This window comes from Acetobacter sp. AAB5, from assembly GCF_050106715.1.
Taxonomy (GTDB): Bacteria; Pseudomonadota; Alphaproteobacteria; order Acetobacterales; family Acetobacteraceae; genus Acetobacter; species Acetobacter oryzifermentans.
This window is the reverse complement of the sequence record NZ_JBNIEW010000008.1, coordinates 53,416-77,117: the sequence shown is the minus strand read 5'-3', so window position 1 is coordinate 77,117 and position 23,702 is coordinate 53,416. Positions and strand designations below refer to the sequence as shown.

The 23,702-nt window shown below is 53.8% G+C and carries 23 protein-coding genes; 17 read left to right on the top strand and 6 right to left on the bottom strand.

What is annotated here, in order from left to right; genetic code table 11:
* Positions 1–24 precede the first annotated feature (24 nt).
* Genes lgt through ACP7IZ_RS09175 form a run of 4 tightly spaced genes read left to right on the top strand, consistent with a single transcriptional unit; the run spans position 25 to position 3,741 of the window.
* Positions 25–864, top strand: coding sequence for a prolipoprotein diacylglyceryl transferase (lgt, locus tag ACP7IZ_RS09190; RefSeq protein WP_063354605.1), 840 nt, complete (start codon positions 25–27; stop codon positions 862–864).
* Between the two features lie 8 nt (positions 865–872).
* The gene (locus ACP7IZ_RS09185; RefSeq protein WP_426848837.1) at positions 873–1,901 is read left to right on the top strand and encodes a class I SAM-dependent methyltransferase; all 1,029 of its coding nucleotides are present in this window, start codon (positions 873–875) and stop codon (positions 1,899–1,901) included.
* Positions 1,898–2,683: a peptidoglycan editing factor PgeF gene (pgeF, locus tag ACP7IZ_RS09180; RefSeq protein WP_426848836.1), complete on the top strand. Its 786-nt coding sequence runs from the start codon at positions 1,898–1,900 to the stop codon at positions 2,681–2,683. Before ACP7IZ_RS09185 ends, pgeF begins: the two co-directional genes overlap by 4 nt.
* Complete coding sequence (locus tag ACP7IZ_RS09175) at positions 2,680–3,741, top strand: hypothetical protein (RefSeq protein WP_426848835.1); 1,062 nt, start codon at positions 2,680–2,682, stop codon at positions 3,739–3,741. Before pgeF ends, ACP7IZ_RS09175 begins: the two co-directional genes overlap by 4 nt.
* A 48-nt stretch (positions 3,742–3,789) precedes the next feature.
* On the opposite strand, the gene ACP7IZ_RS09170 is transcribed toward ACP7IZ_RS09175, so the two are convergent.
* Complete coding sequence (locus ACP7IZ_RS09170) at positions 3,790–5,151, bottom strand: transglycosylase SLT domain-containing protein (RefSeq protein WP_426848834.1); 1,362 nt, start codon at positions 5,149–5,151, stop codon at positions 3,790–3,792.
* Between the two features lie 189 nt (positions 5,152–5,340).
* On the opposite strand from ACP7IZ_RS09170, the gene ACP7IZ_RS09165 reads away from it, so the two are divergent.
* Genes ACP7IZ_RS09165 through ACP7IZ_RS09155 form a run of 3 tightly spaced genes read left to right on the top strand, consistent with a single transcriptional unit; the run spans position 5,341 to position 7,409 of the window.
* Positions 5,341–6,204 carry an ABC transporter permease gene (locus ACP7IZ_RS09165; protein ID WP_426848833.1) on the top strand — a complete coding sequence of 288 codons (864 nt, stop codon included), beginning with the start codon at positions 5,341–5,343 and terminating at the stop codon, positions 6,202–6,204.
* Positions 6,201–7,058: an ABC transporter ATP-binding protein gene (locus tag ACP7IZ_RS09160; RefSeq protein WP_426848832.1), complete on the top strand. Its 858-nt coding sequence runs from the start codon at positions 6,201–6,203 to the stop codon at positions 7,056–7,058. Before ACP7IZ_RS09165 ends, ACP7IZ_RS09160 begins: the two co-directional genes overlap by 4 nt.
* A 3-nt stretch (positions 7,059–7,061) precedes the next feature.
* Positions 7,062–7,409, top strand: coding sequence for a YnfA family protein (locus ACP7IZ_RS09155; RefSeq protein WP_426848831.1), 348 nt, complete (start codon positions 7,062–7,064; stop codon positions 7,407–7,409).
* A 4-nt stretch (positions 7,410–7,413) separates the two neighbouring features.
* Here ACP7IZ_RS09155 and ACP7IZ_RS09150 read toward each other — a convergent pair whose 3' ends face one another.
* The 4 genes from ACP7IZ_RS09150 to ACP7IZ_RS09135 all read right to left on the bottom strand — a co-directional run bounded on the left by ACP7IZ_RS09150 (position 7,414) and on the right by ACP7IZ_RS09135 (position 10,828).
* On the bottom strand, positions 7,414–8,475 hold the full coding sequence (locus tag ACP7IZ_RS09150; protein ID WP_426848830.1) for a transporter: 1,062 nt from the start codon (positions 8,473–8,475) through the stop codon (positions 7,414–7,416).
* Positions 8,476–8,620: 145 nt separating this feature from the next.
* Positions 8,621–8,908, bottom strand: a complete 288-nt coding sequence (locus tag ACP7IZ_RS09145) for a hypothetical protein (protein ID WP_426848829.1) — start codon at positions 8,906–8,908, stop codon at positions 8,621–8,623.
* Between the two features lie 176 nt (positions 8,909–9,084).
* A complete protein-coding gene (gene hisC / locus ACP7IZ_RS09140) occupies positions 9,085–10,155 on the bottom strand; it encodes a histidinol-phosphate transaminase (protein ID WP_426848828.1) in 1,071 nt (356 codons plus the stop codon).
* 100 nt (positions 10,156–10,255) lie between these two features.
* The gene (locus tag ACP7IZ_RS09135; protein WP_426848827.1) at positions 10,256–10,828 is read right to left on the bottom strand and encodes an ankyrin repeat domain-containing protein; all 573 of its coding nucleotides are present in this window, start codon (positions 10,826–10,828) and stop codon (positions 10,256–10,258) included.
* Between the two features lie 338 nt (positions 10,829–11,166).
* Between ACP7IZ_RS09135 and tkt the strand changes: the two genes are divergently transcribed.
* The 8 genes from tkt (at position 11,167) to ACP7IZ_RS09095 (ending at position 20,467) form a co-directional block, all read left to right on the top strand.
* A complete protein-coding gene (gene tkt, locus ACP7IZ_RS09130) occupies positions 11,167–13,269 on the top strand; it encodes a transketolase (RefSeq protein ID WP_426848826.1) in 2,103 nt (700 codons plus the stop codon).
* A gap of 84 nt (positions 13,270–13,353) precedes the next feature.
* On the top strand, positions 13,354–16,209 hold the full coding sequence (locus ACP7IZ_RS09125) for a bifunctional transaldolase/phosoglucose isomerase (protein ID WP_426848825.1): 2,856 nt from the start codon (positions 13,354–13,356) through the stop codon (positions 16,207–16,209).
* A gap of 21 nt (positions 16,210–16,230) precedes the next feature.
* Positions 16,231–17,229 carry a phosphogluconate dehydrogenase (NAD(+)-dependent, decarboxylating) gene (gene gnd / locus ACP7IZ_RS09120; protein WP_426848824.1) on the top strand — a complete coding sequence of 333 codons (999 nt, stop codon included), beginning with the start codon at positions 16,231–16,233 and terminating at the stop codon, positions 17,227–17,229.
* Between the two features lie 36 nt (positions 17,230–17,265).
* Positions 17,266–18,153, top strand: a complete 888-nt coding sequence (locus ACP7IZ_RS09115; RefSeq protein WP_426848823.1) for an HAD family hydrolase — start codon at positions 17,266–17,268, stop codon at positions 18,151–18,153.
* Entirely contained in the window at positions 18,150–18,896 is a 747-nt protein-coding gene (gene pgl, locus ACP7IZ_RS09110) for a 6-phosphogluconolactonase (protein ID WP_426848822.1), read from the top strand. The genes ACP7IZ_RS09115 and pgl overlap by 4 nt, the downstream gene beginning before the upstream one ends.
* A gap of 16 nt (positions 18,897–18,912) precedes the next feature.
* Positions 18,913–19,626 carry a ribose-5-phosphate isomerase RpiA gene (gene rpiA, locus ACP7IZ_RS09105; protein WP_426848820.1) on the top strand — a complete coding sequence of 238 codons (714 nt, stop codon included), beginning with the start codon at positions 18,913–18,915 and terminating at the stop codon, positions 19,624–19,626.
* A 10-nt stretch (positions 19,627–19,636) separates the two neighbouring features.
* Positions 19,637–20,221 (top strand): gluconokinase, encoded by a 585-nt coding sequence (locus tag ACP7IZ_RS09100; protein WP_426848819.1) that lies wholly within the window; start codon positions 19,637–19,639, stop codon positions 20,219–20,221.
* An 18-nt stretch (positions 20,222–20,239) separates the two neighbouring features.
* A complete protein-coding gene (locus ACP7IZ_RS09095) occupies positions 20,240–20,467 on the top strand; it encodes a hypothetical protein (RefSeq protein ID WP_006115827.1) in 228 nt (75 codons plus the stop codon).
* A gap of 21 nt (positions 20,468–20,488) precedes the next feature.
* Here ACP7IZ_RS09095 and ACP7IZ_RS09090 read toward each other — a convergent pair whose 3' ends face one another.
* Positions 20,489–20,701, bottom strand: a complete 213-nt coding sequence (locus ACP7IZ_RS09090) for a hypothetical protein (RefSeq protein ID WP_426848818.1) — start codon at positions 20,699–20,701, stop codon at positions 20,489–20,491.
* A 96-nt stretch (positions 20,702–20,797) separates the two neighbouring features.
* Between ACP7IZ_RS09090 and ACP7IZ_RS09085 the strand changes: the two genes are divergently transcribed.
* On the top strand, positions 20,798–21,820 hold the full coding sequence (locus tag ACP7IZ_RS09085; RefSeq protein WP_426848817.1) for an ABC transporter substrate-binding protein: 1,023 nt from the start codon (positions 20,798–20,800) through the stop codon (positions 21,818–21,820).
* A gap of 84 nt (positions 21,821–21,904) precedes the next feature.
* Positions 21,905–23,671 carry a chloride channel protein gene (locus ACP7IZ_RS09080; RefSeq protein ID WP_426848816.1) on the top strand — a complete coding sequence of 589 codons (1,767 nt, stop codon included), beginning with the start codon at positions 21,905–21,907 and terminating at the stop codon, positions 23,669–23,671.
* The last annotated feature ends 31 nt before the right edge of the window (positions 23,672–23,702 follow it).

Here is a 23,702-nt window from a genome sequence, read left to right as displayed (position 1 = left end):
CCCAGCCATACCGGATCACCCATCATGCTTCCTGTTCTGATGTTTCCTCAGTTTAACCCGGTGCTGGTGCATGTCGGGCCATTTGCCATACGGTGGTATGCGCTCTCCTATATTATCGGCATTGTGCTGGGTATTACGCTGCTGCGGCGGTTGGTTAACCTTCCTCCGCGTGCTGGCACGCCAGAACTGGCGGATGACTTTCTGGCTTGGGTAACCCTTGGTATTCTAATGGGCGGGCGGCTGGGATACGTGCTGTTTTACCAACCCGGCTATTACATCACGCACCCTCTGGCCATGCTGGAAGTATGGCATGGGGGTATGTCCTTCCATGGCGGCGCGCTTGGCGTCATTATCGCCATGATGCTGTTTACATGGCGCCACAAACTGAACTTTCTGGCCTTTGCAGACCGCGTTACCATTGCCGTGCCTATTGGCTTGGGGCTGGGCCGCATAGCCAATTTTATCAACGGGGAATTATGGGGACGTGAAGCCCCGGCCTCTCTGCCGTGGGCCATGATCTTTCCCGATGGCGGGCCAATCCCGCGGCATCCCTCACAACTTTATGAGGCGCTGACAGAAGGCCTGCTGCTTTTTCTGGTTATGTTTGCGGCATCTCGCAAACTCTCTATCCGTGAACGCCCCGGTTTTCTTGCGGGTCTGTTTTTGGCTGGTTATGCCTGCGCACGCAGCTTTTGCGAGTTTTTCCGTGAACCGGATTCATTCCTTGGGTTTCTGCCCGGCGGCATTACCATGGGGCAACTGCTGTGCTGCCCCATGCTGGCAGCGGGCATTGCGCTTATGGTGTATGCCAACCGCCACCCGGTTTACGAAGGCATTCCCCCAGAAGCAGAAGCCAAGCCGTAAGCACGCGCATGCCTTCCTCTTTGCCTCCACAAGCTGAAAGGCTGGATGTATTTATGGCGCGTGCCAATGCGCGTTATTATGCTACCACGCCTTTGCTTTCAGACTTTATTACCGCGCCCGAAATCTCTCAGGTTTTTGGCGAGCTTCTGGGGGCTTGGGCCGCCACGGTCTGGCAAAGTATGGGTTGCCCTGCACACGTTATCCTTGCAGAAGCCGGGCCGGGGCGTGGCACACTTATGGCAGACGCGCTACGGCTGATTACACGCTGTGCACCAGATTTTGCGCATGCGCTTGATGTGCATCTGATAGAAACCTCTCCCCTTATGCGGCAGGCGCAAAAGCAAGCCCTTACGCCTTACGTGGTACCAACATGGCACAACCGGGTAGAAGACCTTCCCTCTGGCCCGCTTATCCTGCTGGGAAATGAATTTCTGGATGCCCTGCCCATTCGCCAGTTTATGCAAACGCCTTCTGGCTGGCACGAACGCTACATAATGGATCAAGCATTTCATCTTGTTCCATGTGCCGCACCAACATTGCCAGACAGCAGAAAGCTGGAAACGAACACCATTGTAGAACTTTGCGAACCCGCGCTGGAGGTTGCACGCCATCTAGGGCAACGTTTCGCAGCTCAACCCGGTGTGGCGCTGTTTGTTGATTACGGCCACCATTCCACCCTAACGGGAGATTCCCTTCAGGCATTACGCCATGCACGCCCAACACATCCGTTGGAAGCTGCCGGAGAAGCTGATCTGACAGCGCATGTTGACTTCACGGCCTTTGGCGCTACGGCCCAACAGGCTGGAGCCTGTGTTTATGGTACAGAAACACAAGGTGCATTTTTGCGTGCATTAGGTCTTATGGAGCGCACCGAACAACTGGCCACGCGCGCAACAGCAGAAGATGCCGCCATCCTGCGCAGTGCTGCGCATCGTCTGGCCGCCCCAGAGAAAATGGGGCATTTGTTCCGTGTTATGGCTCTTGCCTCTCCCTGCTTGCCCTCACCTCCCGGCTTCATGAAAGGAGCGGACGTATGACTACAACGCTCTCACCTCTCACCAGCCCTTTACTTGGGCATACACGCCACGGATTTTTCACGCGGGAAGGCGGTGTTTCCACCGGCCCGTACGCCAGCCTCAACTGCTCTACAAAATCTGGCGACAACCCACAGAATCTGGCTGAAAATCGCAGACGGGTTGCAACGCATCTGAGTGTGCAGGCAAACCATTTGCTAGGTGTAACACAAGTGCACGGCCGCGCTGTGATAACCGCCACAGCCCCTTGGCCACCCGGCACAGGCGCACCGGCTGATGCGCTTGTAACCAATCAGCCAGATATTGCCATTGGCGTTATTACCGCAGATTGCGCACCCGTTTTGTTTGCCAATGCAGAAGGCACCATTGTTGGCGCCGCCCATGCAGGCTGGCGCGGTGCTTTAGCTGGGATTCTGGAATCCACATTGGAAGCCATGAAGGCCCTTGGCGCTAACATGGAAAGTATGAGCGCTGTTGTTGGGCCCTGCATTGCTCAGGAAAGCTACGAAACAGCCGAAGATATGCATACGGCCATCACTACGGCAGATAAACAGGCTGCTCGCTTTTTTGCTCCGGGCACACGGGCTGGCCATTATCAGTTTGATCTGGCGGGTTGGTGCGTTTTTCGGCTGCAACAAGCCGGAGTGCGTAATGCTGCCGCATTAGGCGTTGATACACTCTCTGACGAAAAACGCTTTTTTAGCCATCGCCGCCGCACTCTGGCAGGTGGTGGACAGATTGGACACCAGATTTCAGCGATTGCTACGGGACTTCAGAACGGATGAACCGCCTTTTACGCCATGCTGCCTTGCCGCTTTCCTCTCTACTGCTCTTGGCAGGGTGTTTGGATGTGCCGCATCCGTTTTCCAACCCCGGCAAAGGTGGGTCAAAACTTGCAGCCAATGCGCCGCCATCCCGATTAGATATTCCTACGCCTACAGATTCTTTGCTGTCTGATGCCTCTGCCCAGATATGGGCCAAAGATGTTGCATCGGAACTTCTACAGCAAACCATTCCAGCCATTGCCCAACCTACAAGGCCCGGAGACTGGTGGCTGAAAATGCGCGCAGAACTGCGCGGCGATCAGGTTGTGCCAATTTACACAATCATGACGCCTAAAAACCAAATTCGCGCTACGCAGGAAGGGCAAGCTGTACCCGCAGCCCAGTGGTCTGCCGGAGATGCACCTTTCTTCACACTGGTTGCGCAGGATGCCGCACCACGTATTTCATCTGTGCTAACGGGTATTCAGGCAGATGATATGGAAAAAGACCCGCACAGCCTCAAGCATCGTGCTGCACGGGTTTATTTTACAGGTGTAACCGGCGCACCGGGCGATGGCGATGTGTCTTTGGCCCGTGCCTTCACAGCCGCTTTCCGAGACAGTGAAGATACAATCCAGAACTCAAAAGAAAATGCTGATTTCACGGTCCGTTCCACCGTTAAACTTACGCCCGGCCCAGTAGGCACGCTGGGGCATCCGCAACAGCATATCGAAATTGTCTGGAGCGTTGTGGACAAGGAAGGCAAGGAAGCCGGAGCTGCAACACAGCTTCATGATATTGATGCACACTCCCTAGATAATTATTGGGGAGATGTTGCCGTTGCTGCTGCGCAAGAAGCTGCCGCAGCCGTTAAACAAATTATCGGCCGCTATTCTGGGCGGGATAATGCGCCATTAGGTGCCCCCGGTGCATCCCAGCCAGCACAGGCACAGGCACAGGCACAGGCACAGGCACAGGCACAGGCACAGGCACAGGCAGCACAAGCGGCTATTACCACAAACGGCAATACAGGTGGCCCGACACAGCAAAACCAACCTGTGGCCCCGGCTCTACCATAAGAAAAATGGACCTGTTTTTGTGCCTATCTCTCTTAATAGGCACAAAAATCAGGAACGCGAACCGGGGGAAATCACCACACAGCCGCTGAGCTTGCGGCAAGCATCCAATGCTTCCTCGTGCGAAAGATTGGTCAGCCTAGCCCGATACAATTTGCCCGTTTTGGCCTGAACACTCGCAATTTGTGCACGTGCGCCAGCAAGAGCTGCCCGATTGCGCGCTTGCCCAGTTGCACTTTGCGCCATGGATTGCGTGCCAAACGCACCCACCTGAATAGCCCATGTTTTGGACTCATCGCCACGTGTACGATGTGTCAGTAATGGCGCAGGTTCTGCGTGTGCAGCAGGAAACATCTGCATGCGCCGTTGAGACGTGCTTCCCAACACAAGGCGGGAAGGTGCTGTAGGTTGTTCTGGCGGGTTAGGAATGGGGTCAGACGCATCTGCCACCTGCACCGGTGCAGTTGAGGCCGCTGTCTCGGAAGATCCTAACCGCTGCGCCCAAGCTGCGCGCACATCTGCTGGGCTTTCTGTCAGCCCGCTAATGCGGCCTTTACGGGCAACAGGCTGCCATTCTGGTGTATAGGATGTGGTTGCGGCATCTCCATCATTCCCCACCACTTCAGCCAGTTGCACCGGCTGTGCACCGCTGTTGCCGCTCCGCTGCGCCCAAGCAGATTTAACGGAGTTCACTTCCCCTACAGATTGAATAGGCTGGTAGGACTGGGCCATGCTATCATGGCTAGCAACCAACAAATCTGCCTGAGAGCGATTGGTCGGAGAAATCCCGACAATCCTGCGCCCGATAGAGGCCACATAATTTCGGGTTTCACGCGGGAGCGTACGGTTACGCGTCAGAAAATCTTCCAGCCTTCCGGGGCCTGCATTGTAAGCCGCCAAAAAGCCCGGAGAACCATACACATCATACAACTGGCGAATATAACCCGTGCCCGCCATAATATTATCATGCGGGTCAAACGCATCATCACCCAAGCTATAGGCTTGGCGCATTTCATCATATGTGGGAGGCATGAGCTGCATCAGCCCCATGGCCCCCGGCCCGGATGTGACAAGCTGCCCATTATGAAAAAGCCTGCCACCCGATTCTTGCTGAATAACCGCGCGTATCCATGCATCTGGCACATCAAACCGCTTTGATGCTTCCTGAATATACGGTCCCCAAGGATCTTGCGCTGTGCCAGGCGGTGCGTAATAGGAACGCGCATGCGCCCGATACCGTGCGGCTTCTTCCGCCACAGGCATGGTAATATCATCCCCACTGGGCTGATTTGCACAGGCAGAAAGTAACGCCAAAAGCCCCAGAATAACTGAACCTTTAGTAGCGCGGGCCAATCTTTTGCCTCGCCATGCCACAGAACACCGCTTATGCTGGCTGGCCTGTTTGGATGTCATGCTGTCTGGTCATCCCATTCATGGAAGGCAAGGCACCGGCTTGTCGGGAAGTTTTCCTGACGATCTGGCATAAAACTCATGCTGGTATTTATACCTCGGAGGTTTCTCATGCAAGAAATCGCTGCTGTTGTTCTTTGCCCATTATACTGCCTGTTGCAGAGACCGAATTGATCGGATAGGCCATAAAGCATGACGGCCACATCTGGTTCTTCCGCGCAGTTTTCTGGGTCTGGGTTACCTACACAACCTAGCCAACCTTCGCGCTCCCGCCTTGTTTCTGCCTGCAATGATATTGCGGGCGGGCTACGCCTGTGGCGACTGGCCCTTTCGTTGGGCTGGTTAGATATCCGGCTGCAATTCAACGGGTCACGCATTGGCCCCTTCTGGCTTACACTTACTACCGGTGTCATGGTTGGCTCCATGGGGCTGATCTATTCTCAGCTCTTCCATCTGGTTCTGCACGATTACCTCCCATACCTGGCAATTTCGCTTATTCTATGGCAGGCGGGGCTTTCCTCTCTTATTCAAGAAAGCTGTTCTACCTTTACGCGGGCGGCAGAAACCCTGCGTTCGGTTAACATGCCGTATTCCGTGCAGGCGTTCCGCACCATGGTACGGTGTGGGATTATGTTTGGTTACAACATCATCGTGCCTATTGTGGTGTTTTTGGTGTTGGGCGTATGGCCGGGCCTTACCATGCTTTTGGCCATACCGGCCATTGCGGTGTGGTTAGCCAACAACGTAGCACTTTGCCTGTTATTGGGCAGTGCTTGCGCCCGTTTTAGAGATATTCCGCCTATTGTGGGCAGTATTCTCCAGATTATGTTTTACATTACCCCTGTTATTTGGGAGCCCAAACAGCTCGGAAACACAACATTCTGGCTGTACTTCAATCCATTTTATGCATTGCTAGAAATTGTCCGCCGCCCGTTTCTGGGGCAGGCTCCAGAACTCACTTTATGGATGATTGCCGGAGGTTTCAGCCTCACTTTATGGATTCTGGCGTTATTCACCTTCTCCCGCTCCCGTAGCAGACTGGCGTTCTGGATATGACGGATTCTTCTACGCTTGCGAGAGCAAAAACCACCGCTGAATCAGCCTCCATCAGCATTACAGATCTTTCGCTTAGCTTTCCCATTTTCCACGGGGGGGCACGTTCACTTAAAAAAATGCTCCTTAAGCGTGGTAAGTCTCTGCTGGCCAGTGCGCGTGGGCTTCAAACTGGGGGCGCTGTTACCCTCGGGCAAGGTGAAACAGGCACAGTTTACGTAGAAGCACTCCGAGATGTTTCTCTCAGTATCAAGGCTGGGGAACGCGTAGGGCTTATTGGGCATAATGGTGCAGGTAAATCCACTTTGCTGCGTGTTATGGCGGGCATTTACATGCCGGAAGCGCCAAACGTGCACATTCATGGCAAAGTGGCCCCGTTGCTGGATCTGCTTTCTGGCATGAACCCGCAGTTAACGGGGCGGGAAAACATCAGCCTGTTTGGCCACCAGAAAGGCTTTCATTCCGCACAGATCAGCCAACTTGAAAAAGACGTAGAAGCTTTTGCCCAGCTAGATGACTTTTTGGATTTACCCGTAAGGCTTTATTCCACTGGTATGACCATTCGGCTGGGTTTTGGCCTTGCAACTTCCATTACCCCACAAATCCTTCTGATGGATGAATGGTTTATGGCTGGAGACTTCCACTTTCAGGAACGCGCTGAAAAGCGCTTGGCCTCTGTAGTGGACTCTACGGATATTCTGGTCATTACTTCACATGCGCTCGGTGTACTGGAAAAATGGTGCACCCGGCTTATCTGGATGGAACATGGGCAGATACGGATGGATGGCTCGGTAAAATCTGTCATGGACGCATACCGTGCGGACTCTGAACAAAGTGCCCAGAAAGACCATTCCTGAACCATGAATGTGCTTGTTTTTCTGCTGCGTTCTTTCGGTATCTATCTTCTTGCCGGTTTTGCCGAAATTGCAGGCTGCTTTGCCGTCTGGCTCTGGATAAAGGAAGGCCGCTCAGCTTGGCTGACTGTCCCCGGCCTGATCAGCCTATGCGTATTTGCCTTTCTGCTCACGCGTATAGATGAAGAAAGCGCAAGCCGGGCCTATGCTGCTTATGGTGGTGTTTATATTACGGCATCACTTATATGGATGCGCTGTGTAGAAGGCCGGACCCCGGATAAATGGGAAATGACCGGCGCGTTAATCTGCCTGCTGGGTGCTGGTGTTATTCTGTTAGCCCCGCGGCACGGATAAAAGCTTAAAGCAGCTTTGTCAGCTTCAGCACAAACCATGTGCCAAGCATGATACCAAAGCACAGAATACCGGCAATAACCGTATCCCACGCACCGCCGGACAAAAACATACCGCCAGTGTTCATGCCGAAAAATCCGGTTACAAACGTGGCTGGCAGCATCAAAGTTGTGCCCACAGAAACGATATACAGCCGGCGGTTGGTTTCTTCCGCCTGATTAGATGTGAGTTCATCCTGCAAAGAGCGCGCCCTGTCCTGCAAGGCCAAAAGGTCATCCAGCGCTGCATGAACCTGCCGTTGGGAGCGATCTCGCAAATCATCCTCAGCCCATTCAGGCAGTTCCAGTTCCTCATCACGAAAAATACGATCTACCGGCGCCAGAACACGTCGCAATTCTGTAGAGCGGCGCCGGGCAACACCCAGCAGGCCACTCATGCGGCCCAGATCCGTATCGCGGTCCAGCATCAGCAGCACATCTTCTGCACGATCCAACTGATCATCCAACCGTGCAAAATCACGCCGCAATGTATCTGCAAATTCCAGCAACGCCCGATCCACCACCTTGGCAGGAGAACGGGGAACAAGCCCTCGCTGTAACTCGTGATACACCACACCCAATGCAGGAATAGGATGCCTGCGCGTGGTTAGCAGCAGGTCTGGTTCCAGAGCAAACCGCCACGTGCTGACATTTCTTTCATCATCAGTGGATGTGTCATCAAATGCTGGCAGGGCACCAAAAACAATATCGCCCTCACTTTCCAGCCGCGTGCTGCGTTCCAGATTGGTCAGAACCTGACGTACCTCTTCTGGTAACGAAGGTATGCTTTCAATCTGTGCGCGAGAAAGAGTATGGACAATATCAAAATGGAACCAAGCCCACCCATCCTCTTTCATGAGTTCCAGGGGGAAGCTACCGGTTGTTAGGCGTTGCGTTACAACATCCCGCCCCAGTTCCACCGGCTCCTTACCCGGACGGCAGAAAATGGCCCACACCAAGCCATCACGCAGCAGGGTACCGCCTTCAGAAAGAAGATCAGGCAGGGCTCCGGCTGATGGTAGGTTGGGCATCACTGGTCTCCCTGCTTTCTTACGGGCATATCCCTAAGCGGGCTGCGTAATAAAACCTGTTTTTGGCGCCAGCGCCAGTCAGGTTGCATAACATGGGCCAGACATTGGCAAAAGGCAGGCAAACCACCTTTTGCCAACACTTAACTTATGATCGCACCCGCAAACCGCCGGAACGACGGCCAGAACCACCCCCTGCAGGGCGAGCAGAGCGCGCGCCATCTTGCTGCTTGCGTGCAGCTTTAAGAACAGGTGCCGCTGTAAGCTCGGCTTCTAGCTGAGCAATACGCTTGCGTATGCTTTCCTTAAGTGCCGGAGAGGTATGAGCCTTCATTGCCCCCAGCGTTTCCTTCAGATCGCGCAGCTGCTTCTGTTTTTCTGGCAGAGAACGACGAATAGGCTGGTTGTCAGACATCTGGCCACGATAAGCACGCATGAGCTGAACCTCATTACAACAAAAGAAGGCACGGCCAGCATTATGGCCGCGCTGCCTGCACAGTGCAGAAATGACCTATTGAGACCTGCGCCAAACGCACATAGCCGTTCACCCACCGCAAAAAGCGGCAGGCAAGCCCTCTATACGCGCAAAGAAAGCAGACTTTTAAGGTCTGATTATAGCGAATTGCTGCACAGAATATCCCGCAGCGTTGAAAGCAAGCTTTCACACTGCTGATCTGTGCCGACCGTAATGCGCAACCACGCAGCGGTGCGCTCACCCCTTAAGTGCCTAACAATAATGGCACGTTCTCTGAGTTGGGTGGCCAGTTCTGCTGCGTTCCGGTTCGGATGTCGAGTGTAAACAAAATTGGCTTTAGACGGCAAGACATCAAAGCCGAGTTTTTGCAGCCCATTTGCCAACGCCGTTCTGCTGGCAATCACCTTCTGCACGCTGGAAGCAAACCATGCCTCATCTTCCACCGCAGCCGTTGCACCCACCTGCGCCAGACGATCCAGCGGGTAGGAATTAAAACTATCCTTAATCCGCACCAGCCCTTCAATAAGTTCAGGCTGCCCAAACGCAAAACCAACTCGCAAGCCAGCAAGTGCGCGGGATTTAGAGAAAGTCTGCACCACCAAGAGGTTGGGGTATTCCTTAATTAAGGAAACAGCACTTTCAGCGCCAAAATCCACATAAGCTTCATCAATCAGCACAACACGGTCTGGCTGAAGTTCCAGAAGTTTACGCACCTCCGCCAGACTAAGGGCAATTCCCGTTGGTGCGTTGGGGTTGGCAACCACCACACCACTGCATGGGCCTGCATAATCTGCAATATTTACCTGCATATCATCCGTAAGTGGAACCGTACGGAATGGTAGGGAATAAAGGCCGCAATACACATGATAAAAGCTGTAGGTTACATCTGGAAACAATAGCGGTGCGCCATGCGCAAAAAATGCCTGAAAAGCATGGGCCAGAACCTCGTCCGAACCATTGCCAACAAACACATATTCCGGCCCCAGCCCAACACGGGCACCTAAAGCTGTGCGCAAAGCCAAGGCTTCAGGATCTGGATACAGGCGCAACGTATCATTATCCGCTGCCTGAATAGCCTCCAACGCACGCGGAGACGGGCCATAAGGCGATTCGTTGGTGTTCAACTTGATCAGATCGGTCATTTTGGGCTGCTCACCGGGAACATACGGTGTCAGCTTATGAACAAGCGGGCTCCAGAAACGACTCATGCTACCTATATCCAAAAAAACAAAAGCAGCCTGATGTTCAGGCCGCCTTATCCCTTCTTATCTGAAGGTGTAAAACCAAAATATTCTGCCAATCCTTTTTTCAGGAAAGGCTGGCAGCCACTGCTTTCAGTGCTTCTTCAAGGGCGGGTTTGCCTTGCCTGTGGGCCAGATCAATAGCGTTCAAGCCTTCGCCATCACGCAATGTCGGGTTCGCCCCGGCTTTCAGCAACAGCAGAGCCATATCATCCCGCCCAAACATCACGGCAAAGATCAGTGGCGTGCGCCCAACAGCATTGGGAATATCCACCGCGGCCCCAGCTTTCAGCAACATGTTAGCAATAGGCATATCGCCTTTAAACGCCACACCTGCCAGCGCCGTGGCTCCTTTTTCATCCTGCAAATCAGGCTTTGCACCATGCGCTAAAAGTACGCTTACGGCATCCTTATGCCCATTGTAAGAAGCCAGAATAAGCGGCGTATATCCTTTTTCAGCCCGCAGATTCGGGTCCATCCCAGCCTGCAAAAAGCGGACCAGCATATCTGCATCCCCTTCCCGCGCAGCGTTTAGGAAAAGTGCTTCAATCTGCTCACGCGTAAAGCCCTGTGCGCTACCACCGGTTGCCGGGGTGGCTGTTCCCTGCTCGGACGGAGTCCGGGAAGAAACTTCTGTCATGACTGACCTCCGGAAAAGAATGGTTTTGCAACAACGGTTATCTTACGCTGCCGCGTTATTTAGAAAAAGAACCATATCAGCCCCTTTGTCCATACCACAAACGCACAAGTGGCACGCCTGCTCCCTACCTTGGCAAAAAGAGCATTTCAGGCCCAAAATCACAGAGTTATGACAGCAGACCTGTTCCACATAAAAAGCTGCCTGCACGTCATCATCTCTTGCCGAAAAACGCCTAACCGTGGAATTGTGCGGAACTCTTACAAGGCACACCGCTTAGGGTGCTCATAACTTTCCGGCCATAATTCGTAATTACGGCCCAGTCTGGAGGATAGGTCTGCATGCGCGTTTCTCTTCCCACCCCTGTTCGCGCACCTGCACAAACGCAGGGCAGTGGCGCATCCAGCCTTGATACGCTGTGCATCAACACCATTCGCGCACTTGTCATGGACACTGTGCAGAAGGCCAATTCTGGCCATCCGGGAGCGGCCATGTCCATGGCGCCGCTGACCTATACTCTATGGCAAAACCTTTTAAACTATGATCCAACCAACCCGCTGTGGCCTAATCGGGATCGGTTTGTGCTGTCCATCGGGCATGCCTCTGCCCTGCTGTACTCCATGATCCATCTGTCTGGCATCCGGCAGGTTACAAACGGCAAGATCACCAATGCTCCCGCTCTTACAACGGCTGATTTAGAGCAGTTCCGCCAGCTTGGCTCCAAAACACCGGGCCACCCGGAACACGGGCATACAACCGGTGTGGAAACCACAACCGGGCCGCTAGGCGCTGGTTGTGGGAACTCTGTTGGCATGGCCATGGCAGAAAAGTGGCTGGCCGCACGCTTCAATAAACCGGGTTTTGACCTGTTTAACCACCATATTTACACCCTGTGTGGTGATGGTGACATGATGGAAGGCGTAAGCAGTGAAGCCGCCTCCCTCGCCGGTCATCTCCAGCTTGGCAACCTGATCTGGATTTACGATTCCAACCGTATTTCTATTGAAGGCGGCACCAACATTGCGTTTACAGAAAATGTGGCAGAACGCTTTGCGGCCTATGGCTGGCAGGTTCTGGAACTGAAGGATGCAAACGATACCGCAGCCTTCACCCAGCTCATTGCCAAAGCCAAGGCTGAAACCAGCCGCCCGAGCATTATTATCGCACATTCGGTTATCGCATGGGGTGCGCCCAATAAAGCTGGTATGGCCTCCGCTCATGGGGAACCTTTGGGCGCAGAAGAAGTGCGTGAAACCAAAAAGTTTTTCGGCTGGCCAGAAGAGAGCAGCTTCTTTGTGCCAGAAGTAGCGCTGCAACATATGCAGGATGGCTTGGGTGCCCGTGGGGCTGCTGCCAGCGCCGCATGGAACAAACTGTTTGCCAATTACCATTCCTCACACCCAGCTTTGGCCGCAGAACTGGATGCCATTTTCAATGGCACGCTACCAGAAGGCTGGGATGCAGATATTCCAGTTTATGAAACCAGCGCCAAAGGTGAGGCCTCCCGCTCCAGCTCTGGCGCGGTGTTAAACGCTGTAGCAGGCCGCCTGCCTTGGCTGCTGGGTGGTTCTGCCGATCTGGCGCCTTCCACCAAAACGCTACTAAAAGGCGAAAAAAGCTTTCAGCCCGCACAATGGGGCGGAAGTTATGCTGGGCGCAATTTCCACTTTGGGGTGCGAGAACACGCCATGGGGGCCATTGTAAATGGTATGGCCCTGTATGGCCTGCGCCCTTATGCGGCTGGTTTTCTGATTTTCTCAGATTACATGAAGGCCCCTATCCGCCTTTCCTCCATTATGGGCGTGCCTGTTACCTATATCTTCACCCATGACTCCATCGGTGTGGGTGAAGATGGCCCAACACATCAGCCTATCGAACAGCTTGTGCAGTTGCGCGCTACGCCGGGCCTGATAACGCTGCGCCCAGCTGATGCCAACGAAGTGGCCGAAGCATGGCGCTTTCTGATCCAGCACCGCACTGGCCCCAGCGCCCTTGCCCTGAGCCGCCAGAATCTGCCCACGCTTGATCGCACCCGCTATGCACCGGCTTCTGGCCTCACCAAAGGTGCTTACGTTCTTGCAAGCAGTGAACAGACACCAAAGGTCATCCTGATTGCATCGGGCAGCGAAGTTTCTTTGGCTGTCGGCGCGTATGAAGCCCTGAGCGCAGAAGGTATTCCGGCCCGCGTTGTTTCCATGCCCAGTTGGGAACTTTTTGAAGCCCAGCCACAATCTTACCGTGAGAGCGTGCTACCCGCCGCTGTAACAGGACGTGTGGTTATAGAAGCAGGCTCACCCATCGGGTGGGATCGCTATGCTGGGCCAACGGGTGAAATCATTGCCATGCGCGGCTTTGGTGCCTCAGCTCCAGCGGGCAAACTGCTTGAAAAATTTGGTTTTACGCCAGAAGCCGTATTGGCAGCAGCCAAACGGCAGGCAGGCTGAACAAACCAGATCTTTCACCGCGCGTTATATTACATCGGCCTGCCCGGTTTTGAATCGGGCAGGATGGAGAAAGGATAACCACCAATGACATCCTCCGCCACGCCAAGCGCCAATCCGTTACGGGCACTCGCAAAAGCCCATCAGTCCCCCTGGCTGGACTTCATCCGTCGCTCCTTTGTGGAGGATGGTTCACTGGCGCGCCTTGTGCAGGATGATGACATTCGTGGTGTCACCTCCAACCCCGCCATCTTCCAAAAAGCGATGGGAGAAGGCACGGAATATGATGCCCAGATGCGTGACATTCTGACGCATGAAATTGTTTCCCCCGGAGTGCTCTACGAAAAACTGGCCGTTACAGACATTAAGGCAGCCGCCCGTGTTCTGGCCCCGGTGTATGAGCAGGCTCGTGGCAAGGATGGTTTTGTAAGCCTAGAGGTTTCTCCGTATCTGGCACGAGATCTGGCAGGCACAACGCATGAAGCCGCCCGCTTGTGGACGGATGTGGCTGAGCCCAACCTGATGGTCAAAATTCCCGCAACGCCTGAAAGCATTCCGGCTATCCGGGCCAGTATTGCCGCGGGCATTAACGTTAACGTCACGCTTATTTTCTCTCTGAATGCTTACAAAGATGTTGTCGATGCGTGGTTGAGTGGTCTGGAAGACCGGAAAGCCAAGGGCGGAGATCTCTCCCACGTTGCCTCGGTTGCCTCCTTCTTTGTCAGCCGGATTGACGGCAAGATTGATGCAGAAATTGATCGGCGCGTTGCTGCTGGGGATAAAGATGCCGCAGCCCTGAAGGCCCTACGCGGCAAAGTTGCCATTGCGAATGCCAAGATGGCCTATGTGTACTGGCAGGAAATTATGCAAACGCCGCGCTGGAAAGCGCTGGAAGATGCAGGTGCGCAAACTCAGCGCCTTCTGTGGGCCTCTACCGGCACCAAAGATAAAGCCTATAGCGATGTGCTGTATGTTGATAGCCTGATCGGCCCGCAAACCGTTAACACCCTGCCGCCTGCCACTATGGATGCCTTCCGTGACCACGGCACTGTGGCTGAAACACTTGGTACAGATATCGCCAATGCCCGACAGGTGATGGAAGATACCCAGCGCCTTGGTCTGGATCTGGAAGGAATTACCAAAACCCTTGTAGATGAAGGCGTGCTATCCTTTGCAGATGCCTTTGATGGGCTACTGGGCTCTGTTGCTGCCAAACAGGCTACCCTTTTGGGCGATAAACTCACCACCCTGAAAACAAGCCTGCCAGCCGATTTTCAGGAAGCAGTTAACAAAGGCCTCACCGCTTGGCGCAAATCTGGCTCTATCCGCCACATCTGGGCCAAAGATGCCGCGGTGTGGACCAATGGGCCAGAAGCCAAATGGCTAAACTGGCTGAATACGGTAGACGACCGCCTGCACCATATTGGGGATCTGGAAGCTTTTCAGGCTGAAGTGAAGGCCCGCGGTTTTCATCAGGTTCTGCTGATGGGCATGGGTGGTTCCAGCCTTGGGCCAGAAGTGCTGGCCATGACCTTTGGCAAGCACGAAGGCTTTGGCCACCTTTACGTGCTGGACAGCACGGACCCGCAGCAGGTTGCCGCTTTTGAAAAGAAGATAGATCCGCACCACACGCTGTTTATTGTGGCCTCCAAATCCGGCAGCACGCTGGAGCCCAATATTATGCTGGCCTATTTTCAGGATCTGGCCAAACGGGCACTGAAAGAAAAAGCAGGTTCACACTTTGTAGCCATTACAGACCCTGGCTCTAAGCTGGAAGCCTTTGCCAAGGCCGAGGGATTCTGGAAGATTTTTGCCGGTGACCCACAGATTGGTGGTCGTTACTCTGTTCTTTCCAACTTTGGCATGGTGCCTGCCGCGGCAGCCGGTGTGCCGCTACGCTTGTTCCTTGAAGATGCACTGCGTGGTGTACGCATGTGCGATGGCAGCGTGCCGCCTGTGTCCAACCCCGGCGTTTTGCTTGGCACCATTATGGGCGTTGCTGCCACACAGTTTGGCCGCGATAAGTTGACGATTATTGCCACGCCACAAATCATGGATTTTGGCGCGTGGATGGAACAGCTTATTGCTGAATCCACCGGCAAACATGGCAAGGGTATCATCCCCATTGACGATGAAACGCTGGGTGGACCCAAGCGCTACGGCAAAGACAGGCTGTTTGTTTATCTGCGCCTCGCCACCGAACATCGGCATGAGCAGGATGAAGCCATTTCAACCCTGATTGATGCCGGGCAGCCTGTCATCACCATCAACTTCCATAACAAACGCCAGATTGCGCAGGAATTCTTCCGTTGGGAGATTGCAACCGCTGTTGCAGGTGCTTTCCTGAACATTGATCCGTTTGATCAGCCGGATGTTGAATCCACCAAGATCGAAACACGCAAGCTGATGGAAGCTTACGAAAAAACCGGCAAACTGCCCGCAGAAGAACCTTTTGCACAGCACGGCCCGCTGGTGTTTTTTGCAGATCAAGCAAATGCGAACGCCCTTAAGGGAGATACAGCAACAGCTATCCTGAAAGCACACTTTGACCGCGTAAAAACCGGAGATTACGTGGGACTTCTGGCTTACATTGAACGCAACCGTGAAACACTGGAATGGATCCAGCATGTGCGCTTGCATGTGCGAGATGCCAAAACCATTGCCACGGCAGCAGAATTTGGCCCGCGCTTTCTACACTCCACCGGTCAGGCTTACAAAGGTGGACCCAACACGGGTGTTTTCCTGCAAATTACTGCGGATGATGCGCGAGACCTACCCGTGCCCGGCACAGGTTATTCCTTTGGTGTTGTCAAAGCCGCTCAGGCACGTGGAGATTTTGACGTGCTGGCCGAACGCAAACGCCGTGCCCTGCGCGTGCATATTAAAGGAAATCTAAAAGAAGGCCTTGCAGCGCTTGCTTCCGCCCTGCATGACGCCCTGTAAAATATCAGACAGGAGAACATTATGCAGATTGGCATTGTTGGACTGGGCAGAATGGGCGGCAACATTGCCGTCCGCCTGACACGGCACGGGCACGACGTTGTTGTTTATGACCGCGATACCGCAATGGTGGAAAAAACCGTTGCCCGCGCAGAAGCCGGTCGTGCTGTTGCCGCCAGCAACCTTGCCGATGTGGTGGAAAAGCTGAGCGGACCCAAAAAAATTGTGTGGTCCATGCTTCCGGCTGGCGCCATTACGGAAGAAACCGTAATGGCTTTGGCTGGCCTGATGCAGAAAGGCGATATCGTTATTGATGGTGGCAACACCTATTACAAAGATGATATCCGCCGCGCCAAAATGCTGGCTGAGAAGGGCATTGATTACATTGATGTCGGCACATCTGGTGGTGTGTGGGGCTTAGACCGTGGCTACTGCATGATGTATGGCGGCCCGCGTGAAGCCGCCGATCATATTGATCCTATTCTGGCCTCTCTGGCCCCGGGCATTGGGGATATCCCACGCACGCCGGGCCGTGATCACGCAGACCTCGACCCCCGTGCGGAACAAGGCTACCTTTACTGCGGCCCTGCCGGATCAGGCCATTTTGTTAAAATGGTTCATAACGGTATTGAATACGGCATGATGCAGGCCTTTGCGGAAGGCTTTGACGTGATGTACCGCAAGGACTCACCACTTCTGGCAGAGGATGAACGCTTCTCTCTCAACATGGCAGATATTGCCGAAGTCTGGCGCCGTGGCAGCGTGGTATCTTCTTGGTTGCTGGATCTTACGGCGCAGGCTCTGGCCAAAAATGGTGAGCTTTCGGAATTCAGTGGTGAAGTGAGTGATTCGGGTGAAGGCCGCTGGACAATCGAAGCCGCTATTGAAGAATCTGTGCCCGTGCCGGTTATGACAGCCGCACTGTTCACACGCTTCCGTTCACGCAGTGGCAATACATTTGCAGAAAAAGTGCTATCTGCCATGCGTTTTGGCTTTGGTGGCCACGTAGAAAACAAGAACTAAAATAATATTTCAAACACAGTGCAGGAGTCGGGAAGTATGACAGATAACGGACAGAACGGACTCAACCCGGGCCGTCCGCCTGCTTCCCGCATCCGCCTTGTTGTGTCTGACATGGATGGCACGCTGCTTACGCCTGAAAAACAGGTTACCCGGCATAGTATTGCCGCTATTCAGGCTCTCCAGCAGGCTGGTGTACCTGTTTGTCTTGTAAGCAGCCGCCCGCCGGGTGGGATGGAAATGTATTTTGATGTGCTGGGCCTGCACACGCCTTATGGCGCGCTGAATGGCGGCACCATTTTTAATGCAGACCGCACAATCCGCTCTCGCCTCTCACTAGACCCCGAAGCTGTTCAGGAAACCTTGGATATGCTGAAGGTGCATGACATTGATGCCTGGCTGTTCCGTGGGCATGAGTGGTTGGTAACCAATGCAACCGGTGCGTATGTAGAACCCGAAGCAAAAGCTGTGCGCATGACCCCTACAGCGGTGCCATCGTTTGATGATTACCAGCAGGATGTTGGCAAGGTGACTGGATCTTCTGCCGATTATGAAGCCCTGATGCGTCAGGAGCTGGAAATCGGGCAGTTGCTAGAAGGCCGCGCCAGTGTAGCCCGCTCCTGCCAATGCTTTTTAGATATCACCCCCAAAGATGCCAACAAAGGCTACGCCCTGCGCCAATTGGCCAATTTGTATAACGTACCCATAGAAGAAGTGGCCTGCATTGGGGATATGAACAACGATGTGCCCATGCTCTCCATTGGTGGGCTTTCTATTGCGATGGGGCAGTCAAAACCAGAAGTGGCGGAAACAGCCCATTTTGTAACGGCCCCCAATTCAGAAGATGGCTGGGCCAAGGCTATGGAACAGTTTGTATTGCCCCGCGTGGCTCCTCTTTCAGACACGGCAGGAAAGACAGTATCGTGACAGAACAGAATACCGCCACCGGCGCCCTGCACATTTCTGCAACACGAGACAGCCTGATGCATGATCTGGCTGACTGGCTTGTTAAGCAGACGCTCCAGCGCCCGGAAGCTCCCTTCCGCATTGCGCTAAGTGGAGGCAGCACGCCGCAACATCTCTACCGCCTGATGACAGAAGAACCCTATGTCAGCCGCTTTCCGTGGCAGCGCATGCAGTTTTTTCTGGGAGATGACAGGTTTGTGCCGCACGATCATGCAGACAGCAATTATGGCATGATGCGCCGCCTGCTGTTTTCCCGCGTGCCTGTGCCCGCAGAAAACATCTTTCCCATGCCGGATAAAGGCACCGCGGAGCAAGCTGCCAAGGAATATGAAGCAACCCTGAAACAGATCTATCACGGAGATGCTCTTCAGGCAGACAAACCCCTTTTTGACGTAAACCTGCTGGGTTTGGGCACAGATGGGCATACGGCCTCGCTTTTCCCCGGTCAGCCGGTGTTACAGGAACGCACCGCATGGGTTGCCCCTTGCGTGCCGCCTGTGGCCCCCCACACGCGACTGACACTGACATACCCGGCTATTCATGCCAGCCGGCACGTTATTTTTCTGGTAGAAGGGGCAGACAAGAAAGAAGCTGTTGCCCGCGTAAGAGCGCAGGACCCTGCCTGCCCCGCCAGTGCCATTACCAGTGCAGGAAATCTGATCTGGTTTTTAGATCAGCCCGCCGCTCCCGCACTGCAGAACTAACAGGATACAAACAGGCATGACCGCAACACCGCCCGACCCCGCTGCAGCCTTCAAACAGCAGGCTGCCATTAAGGCTGCATCTCTTGTGCAGAATGGCATGGCCGTTGGCCTTGGCACGGGTTCTACCGCCAAATTTGTTGTTGCTGAACTTGGCCGCCGTGTGCGGGAGGAAGGGCTGCGTATCCGCGCCATTCCTACATCCAGTGTCACAGAAAAACAGGCCAGAGAAGAAGGTATCCCTCTCACCACTTTTGGGGAACAGCCTGAACTTGATATCGCCATAGATGGAGCGGATGAAATTGAACCACGCACCCTCAACCTTATCAAAGGTTTGGGTGGCGCTCTGTTATGGGAAAAAATAGTAGCCTCTGCCGCCAAGCAGTTTGTGGTGGTGGCCGATGCCACCAAATATGTGGACCATCTGGGTGCAAAATGCCCCCTGCCAGTAGAAGTTATTCCTTTTGGCTGGGAAAACGTTGCACGCCAACTGGGGGCACTGGGCGCGCATGTTACACCACGCCGTAACCGTGATGCCTCTTTCTATCTGACAGATGAGAAGAACCTCATCATGGATTGCGTGTTTGGCCCCATGATGGAACCTGAAAAGCTGGGCCGCTCCATTCTGGAAATTGTTGGTGTGGTTGAACACGGGTTGTTCCTGCATATGGCGCGCCAAACCATTACCGCTGGGCCAGAAGGCATACGCATCCTTACCCCACAGCAGGATTAAAATATCACCCATGCCACAGAATGCTTCTGCCCACCCCACAGACAGCACACTCCCTGCCCAACCAGCGGCACAGGGTATTACCCAGCACCTACTGGTTATTATGGGAGTATGCGGGTCTGGCAAAAGCACTGTGGCTGAAGGGTTGCATAATGAGTTGGGGTGGCCCTGGCTGGATGCAGATAGCCTGCATGCTCCCTCCAGCATTGAAAAAATGGCCCACGGAGTTCCACTGACAGATGAAGACCGCCAAGGCTGGTTAGCCCGCTGCCATGCTTGGTTGGCAGAAAAACAAAAAGCCGGAACGGGCGGTATCCTTGCCTGTTCTGCCCTCCGCCGCGTTTATCGTGATCGACTTCAGCAAGATGGCGTAAAGCCTATATTTATCTATTTAAGCGCAGATACATCTGTTCTGGCACAAAGACTAAAAACCCGGGCCGACCACTTTATGCCTGCCTCTTTATTGCCTAGCCAGTTAGAAACGCTGGAACCGCCACAAGCGGATGAGGAAGCACTTACTTTTTCCGTTCTCCCAGAACCAGCGGAAATTATTGCAGAAATTCTGACACGCTTGAGAACTCTTCCCTTAAACATGTAAACGCTACGGGAGAAGGTAGTGGGACACAATTACGCCAAACCCCTTACATCCGGGCAAAAAATGGAACGCCTGCTAGCACGCATTCCACCGGGTTGGCACATTGCGTTGGAGCGTCAGACTGGTGAGGCCACATGGCGTGCCCTTACGCATGCACCGGATAAAGAAGGAAGCTGGAGCGCACCTTATGCTGATCCAGCAGATGCGCTGGAAGAAGCATGGCGCAACAACCGTTCAGTGCTTGTATAATTTTTGCATGAAGCAGGGCCGTTACCGCACTGCTTTTTCCGATGTCACCTTACGGTAGGGTTTGCCGGTTAGACTATTTATTCTAACCTTACGGGGTCGCTTGGGCGTTTCATCTGGCACAACGTGGCACGGTACACCTTCAGCCTGCCGTGCTTTTGCAAAGCGTTGCGCATGTGAAAGCTGAGATGCCTGGTAAAGCAGCTTATCTCCCAGCATAACCTTGTGCTTACGCACGATATTTTCCTCCAATAGTTCACCATATCCGCACCAACATGGTGCTTGTGGCGCATCTATCTGTATCCTATCGTATATAAAAACAGGATACGCTCCATGCCTTCATTGCTGACACGCCTTTGTTGCTCCACCCTGCTGATTGCGGGATTGGGTTCTTTTGTTGCTTCCTCCGCCATAGCGCGCAGCGTTACGGATATGAGTGGCCATACCGTTGAGATCAAGGACGACCACCCAGCCATTGCAGACCTTTGGTTTGCCCATAACGAAATTTCCGTCATGCTGGGGGCAGCAGACCGTATCCGGGTTTCTGCCGAAAATCCGGTGGATAGCCCGTGGCTGTTCAAGGTGGCGCCTATCATGAAAAACGCCCATACGGGCGTGCGGCCTGATACCGCTAGCGCAGAAAATCTGCTGGCCCTCAATATCGGTCTGGCTTTTGTGCCAACATCTGCAAAGGCAGAAGAACTGCGCAGAATGGGCGTGCCCACTTTATGTGCAGAATATACAACTCTGCCACAGATGCTGAAATCCATGGATATGACAGCCCAAGCGCTGGACACACCGGAAGCCACGCGGGTTGCCCAGTCTTACAAAGAGGACATGGAAGCAACGCTTAAGCAATTAAGTACCCGGTTGGCCAATCTGCCTGCCGCAGAGCGCCCTCGCGTTTTGCATATTGCGCGCCTGAACCCATTGCAGATTGATGGTACAGACACACTGATAGATGCTTGGATACAAACTGCTGGCGGGCACAATGCTGCTACGGTCAGCGGCAACCATCGCCCTGTTTCCTTTGAACAAATTGCTGTGTGGAATCCGGATGTCATTATTATCGGAGCCTCCGCAGGCATGCCGGACGCGGCCTCCCCTCTAAGGTCTCTGGCTGCTTTTAAAAACGGGCGGGCATGGATAAACCCACGAGGCGTATTTGCATGGGACAGATACGGCGCGGAGGAGCTACTTCAACTTCAATGGGTTGCACAAAAACTGCACCCAGATCTTTTTGCTGATACGGATATGCACAAGGCCACACAGGCCTTTTACCGTAAGTTCTTCCATTACCCTTTAACGGATCAGGAAGCTGATCTTATTCTGGCTGGAAAACCACCTGCTCCATAACCAGCATGCATCATATTTCATAAAAGTGCATGACACTTATGTGATGTGTTGGACGTTGGTCAGCCGTCCTGTTATGTCCGATCCATGACAGGACTGCTAGACCACCTGCGCACTCATAAAACACCTGCACGCCTTTTGCTGACCTTACGTGCCTTGGTGCGTACAGATTCTCTGTGGCTTGTTGCTCTGGCTGTTCTTATTGGTCTGCTGGCTGGTGGTGCGGTCAGCCTTATGACCAAAGCAACCTTTCTGGTTCACCAGCTTTTGGCTCCCGGTCATTCTCGGCTTTCTGGCCTTCAACATATTACACCCCTGCATGCCCTGCTGGTTCCCACCTGCGGGGGGTTATTGCTGGGATTATGGAACCTTGCCCTTACCCGCCAGCGCCATCGGCCTGTAGACCCTATTGAAGCCAATGCCTTGCATGGTGGCCGCATGAACCTGAAAGACAGCCTGATTGTTGCGGGGCAAACTGTTCTTTCAAACGGTTGCGGTGCTTCTATTGGGCTGGAAGCCGGTTTCAGCCAGATTGGAGCCGCGTTTGGCTCTCGCATTGGGCGCAACCTCAGCATGCACCGTGCAGATATACGCCTGTTGGTAGGGTGTGGTGCGGCAGGCGCTATTGGTGCTGCGTTTGATGCCCCACTGGCAGGAGCTTTTTACGCATTTGAACTGGTTATTGGTTCCTATGCCTTTCCCCTACTGGCACCTGTGGCCTGTGCATCTCTCTGTGCTTTGGCTGTTGTTCATCTTGCAGGGGCCAGCCTGCCAGAACTTTCTCTTACGCTGCCACAAACAATTCCTTCACTGGCATATCCGTTCCTCATACTGCTTGGCATTGCCACAGCCTTTATCGGCGTTGGGTTGATGAAAAGCGTAACGCTTACGGAATCCCTTTTCCGTCGTATTCTGCCAACCCTTTGGCTGCGCCCGGCAGTGGGGGGATTACTGGTTGGGTTACTGGCCCTTGTTTCTCCATCTGTGCTGTCTTCTGGGCATATGGCCATGCGGGAAGGGTTGATGATGCCTCCGGCATTGTGGCTGGCCATAGGGCTGCTCCTGCTTAAAGCCTTAGCCTCTACTATCTCTATTGGAAGTGGATTTCGTGGTGGGCTCTTTTTTGCATCGCTCTATTTGGGGGTTCTAACCGGTGCAGCCTTTACGGGGCTTACAGCACCTCTTCTGCCTCTGCCCATTACACTTTGCACCGTTGCCGGTATGTGCGCGCTGGCAACAACCATTATTGGGGGGCCCTTCACCATGATTCTGTTGGCGCTGGAAACAACGCACAGCGCCAACATGACAGCCGCAGTGGCACTGGCAGCCATTACATCCTCACTCACCACACGGCGTATTTTTGGCTATTCCTTCACCACCTGGCGCTTTCACCTCCGTGGGGAAAACATTCGCTCTGGCGTGGATGTAGGCTGGATGCGTACGCTGACTGTAGGGCAAATGATGCGCACGCAGGTTGATACCCTCCCTGCTGAAACGTCTGTAGCCCAAGCACGCACGGCATTTACGGGCCGTGCACCACGTTACATCGTTGTGCTGGATAAGCAGCACCACTGCATGGGGTTGGTGGAATATACGCAAATCCAATCCATGATAACGCCTTCCGACCAGCCCTTACAAAACCTTCTGCCACCAGACAGCATGGTTCTGGCTCCGGAAGACAATCTCTCCCGCGCTTTAGCTGCATTTGAACGCACAGGCTTGCCTGCTCTGGCTGTTACAGACACAGATCACAATGTGCTCGGCATACTGAGTGAGCGCTACGTTTTACGCCGCTATGCGGAAGAATTGGAACGCACCCGCCGAGAGCTAGCAGGCGAAAAACACCGGCGCTAACACATCACAAACCAGAGAAAACCGCTCATTA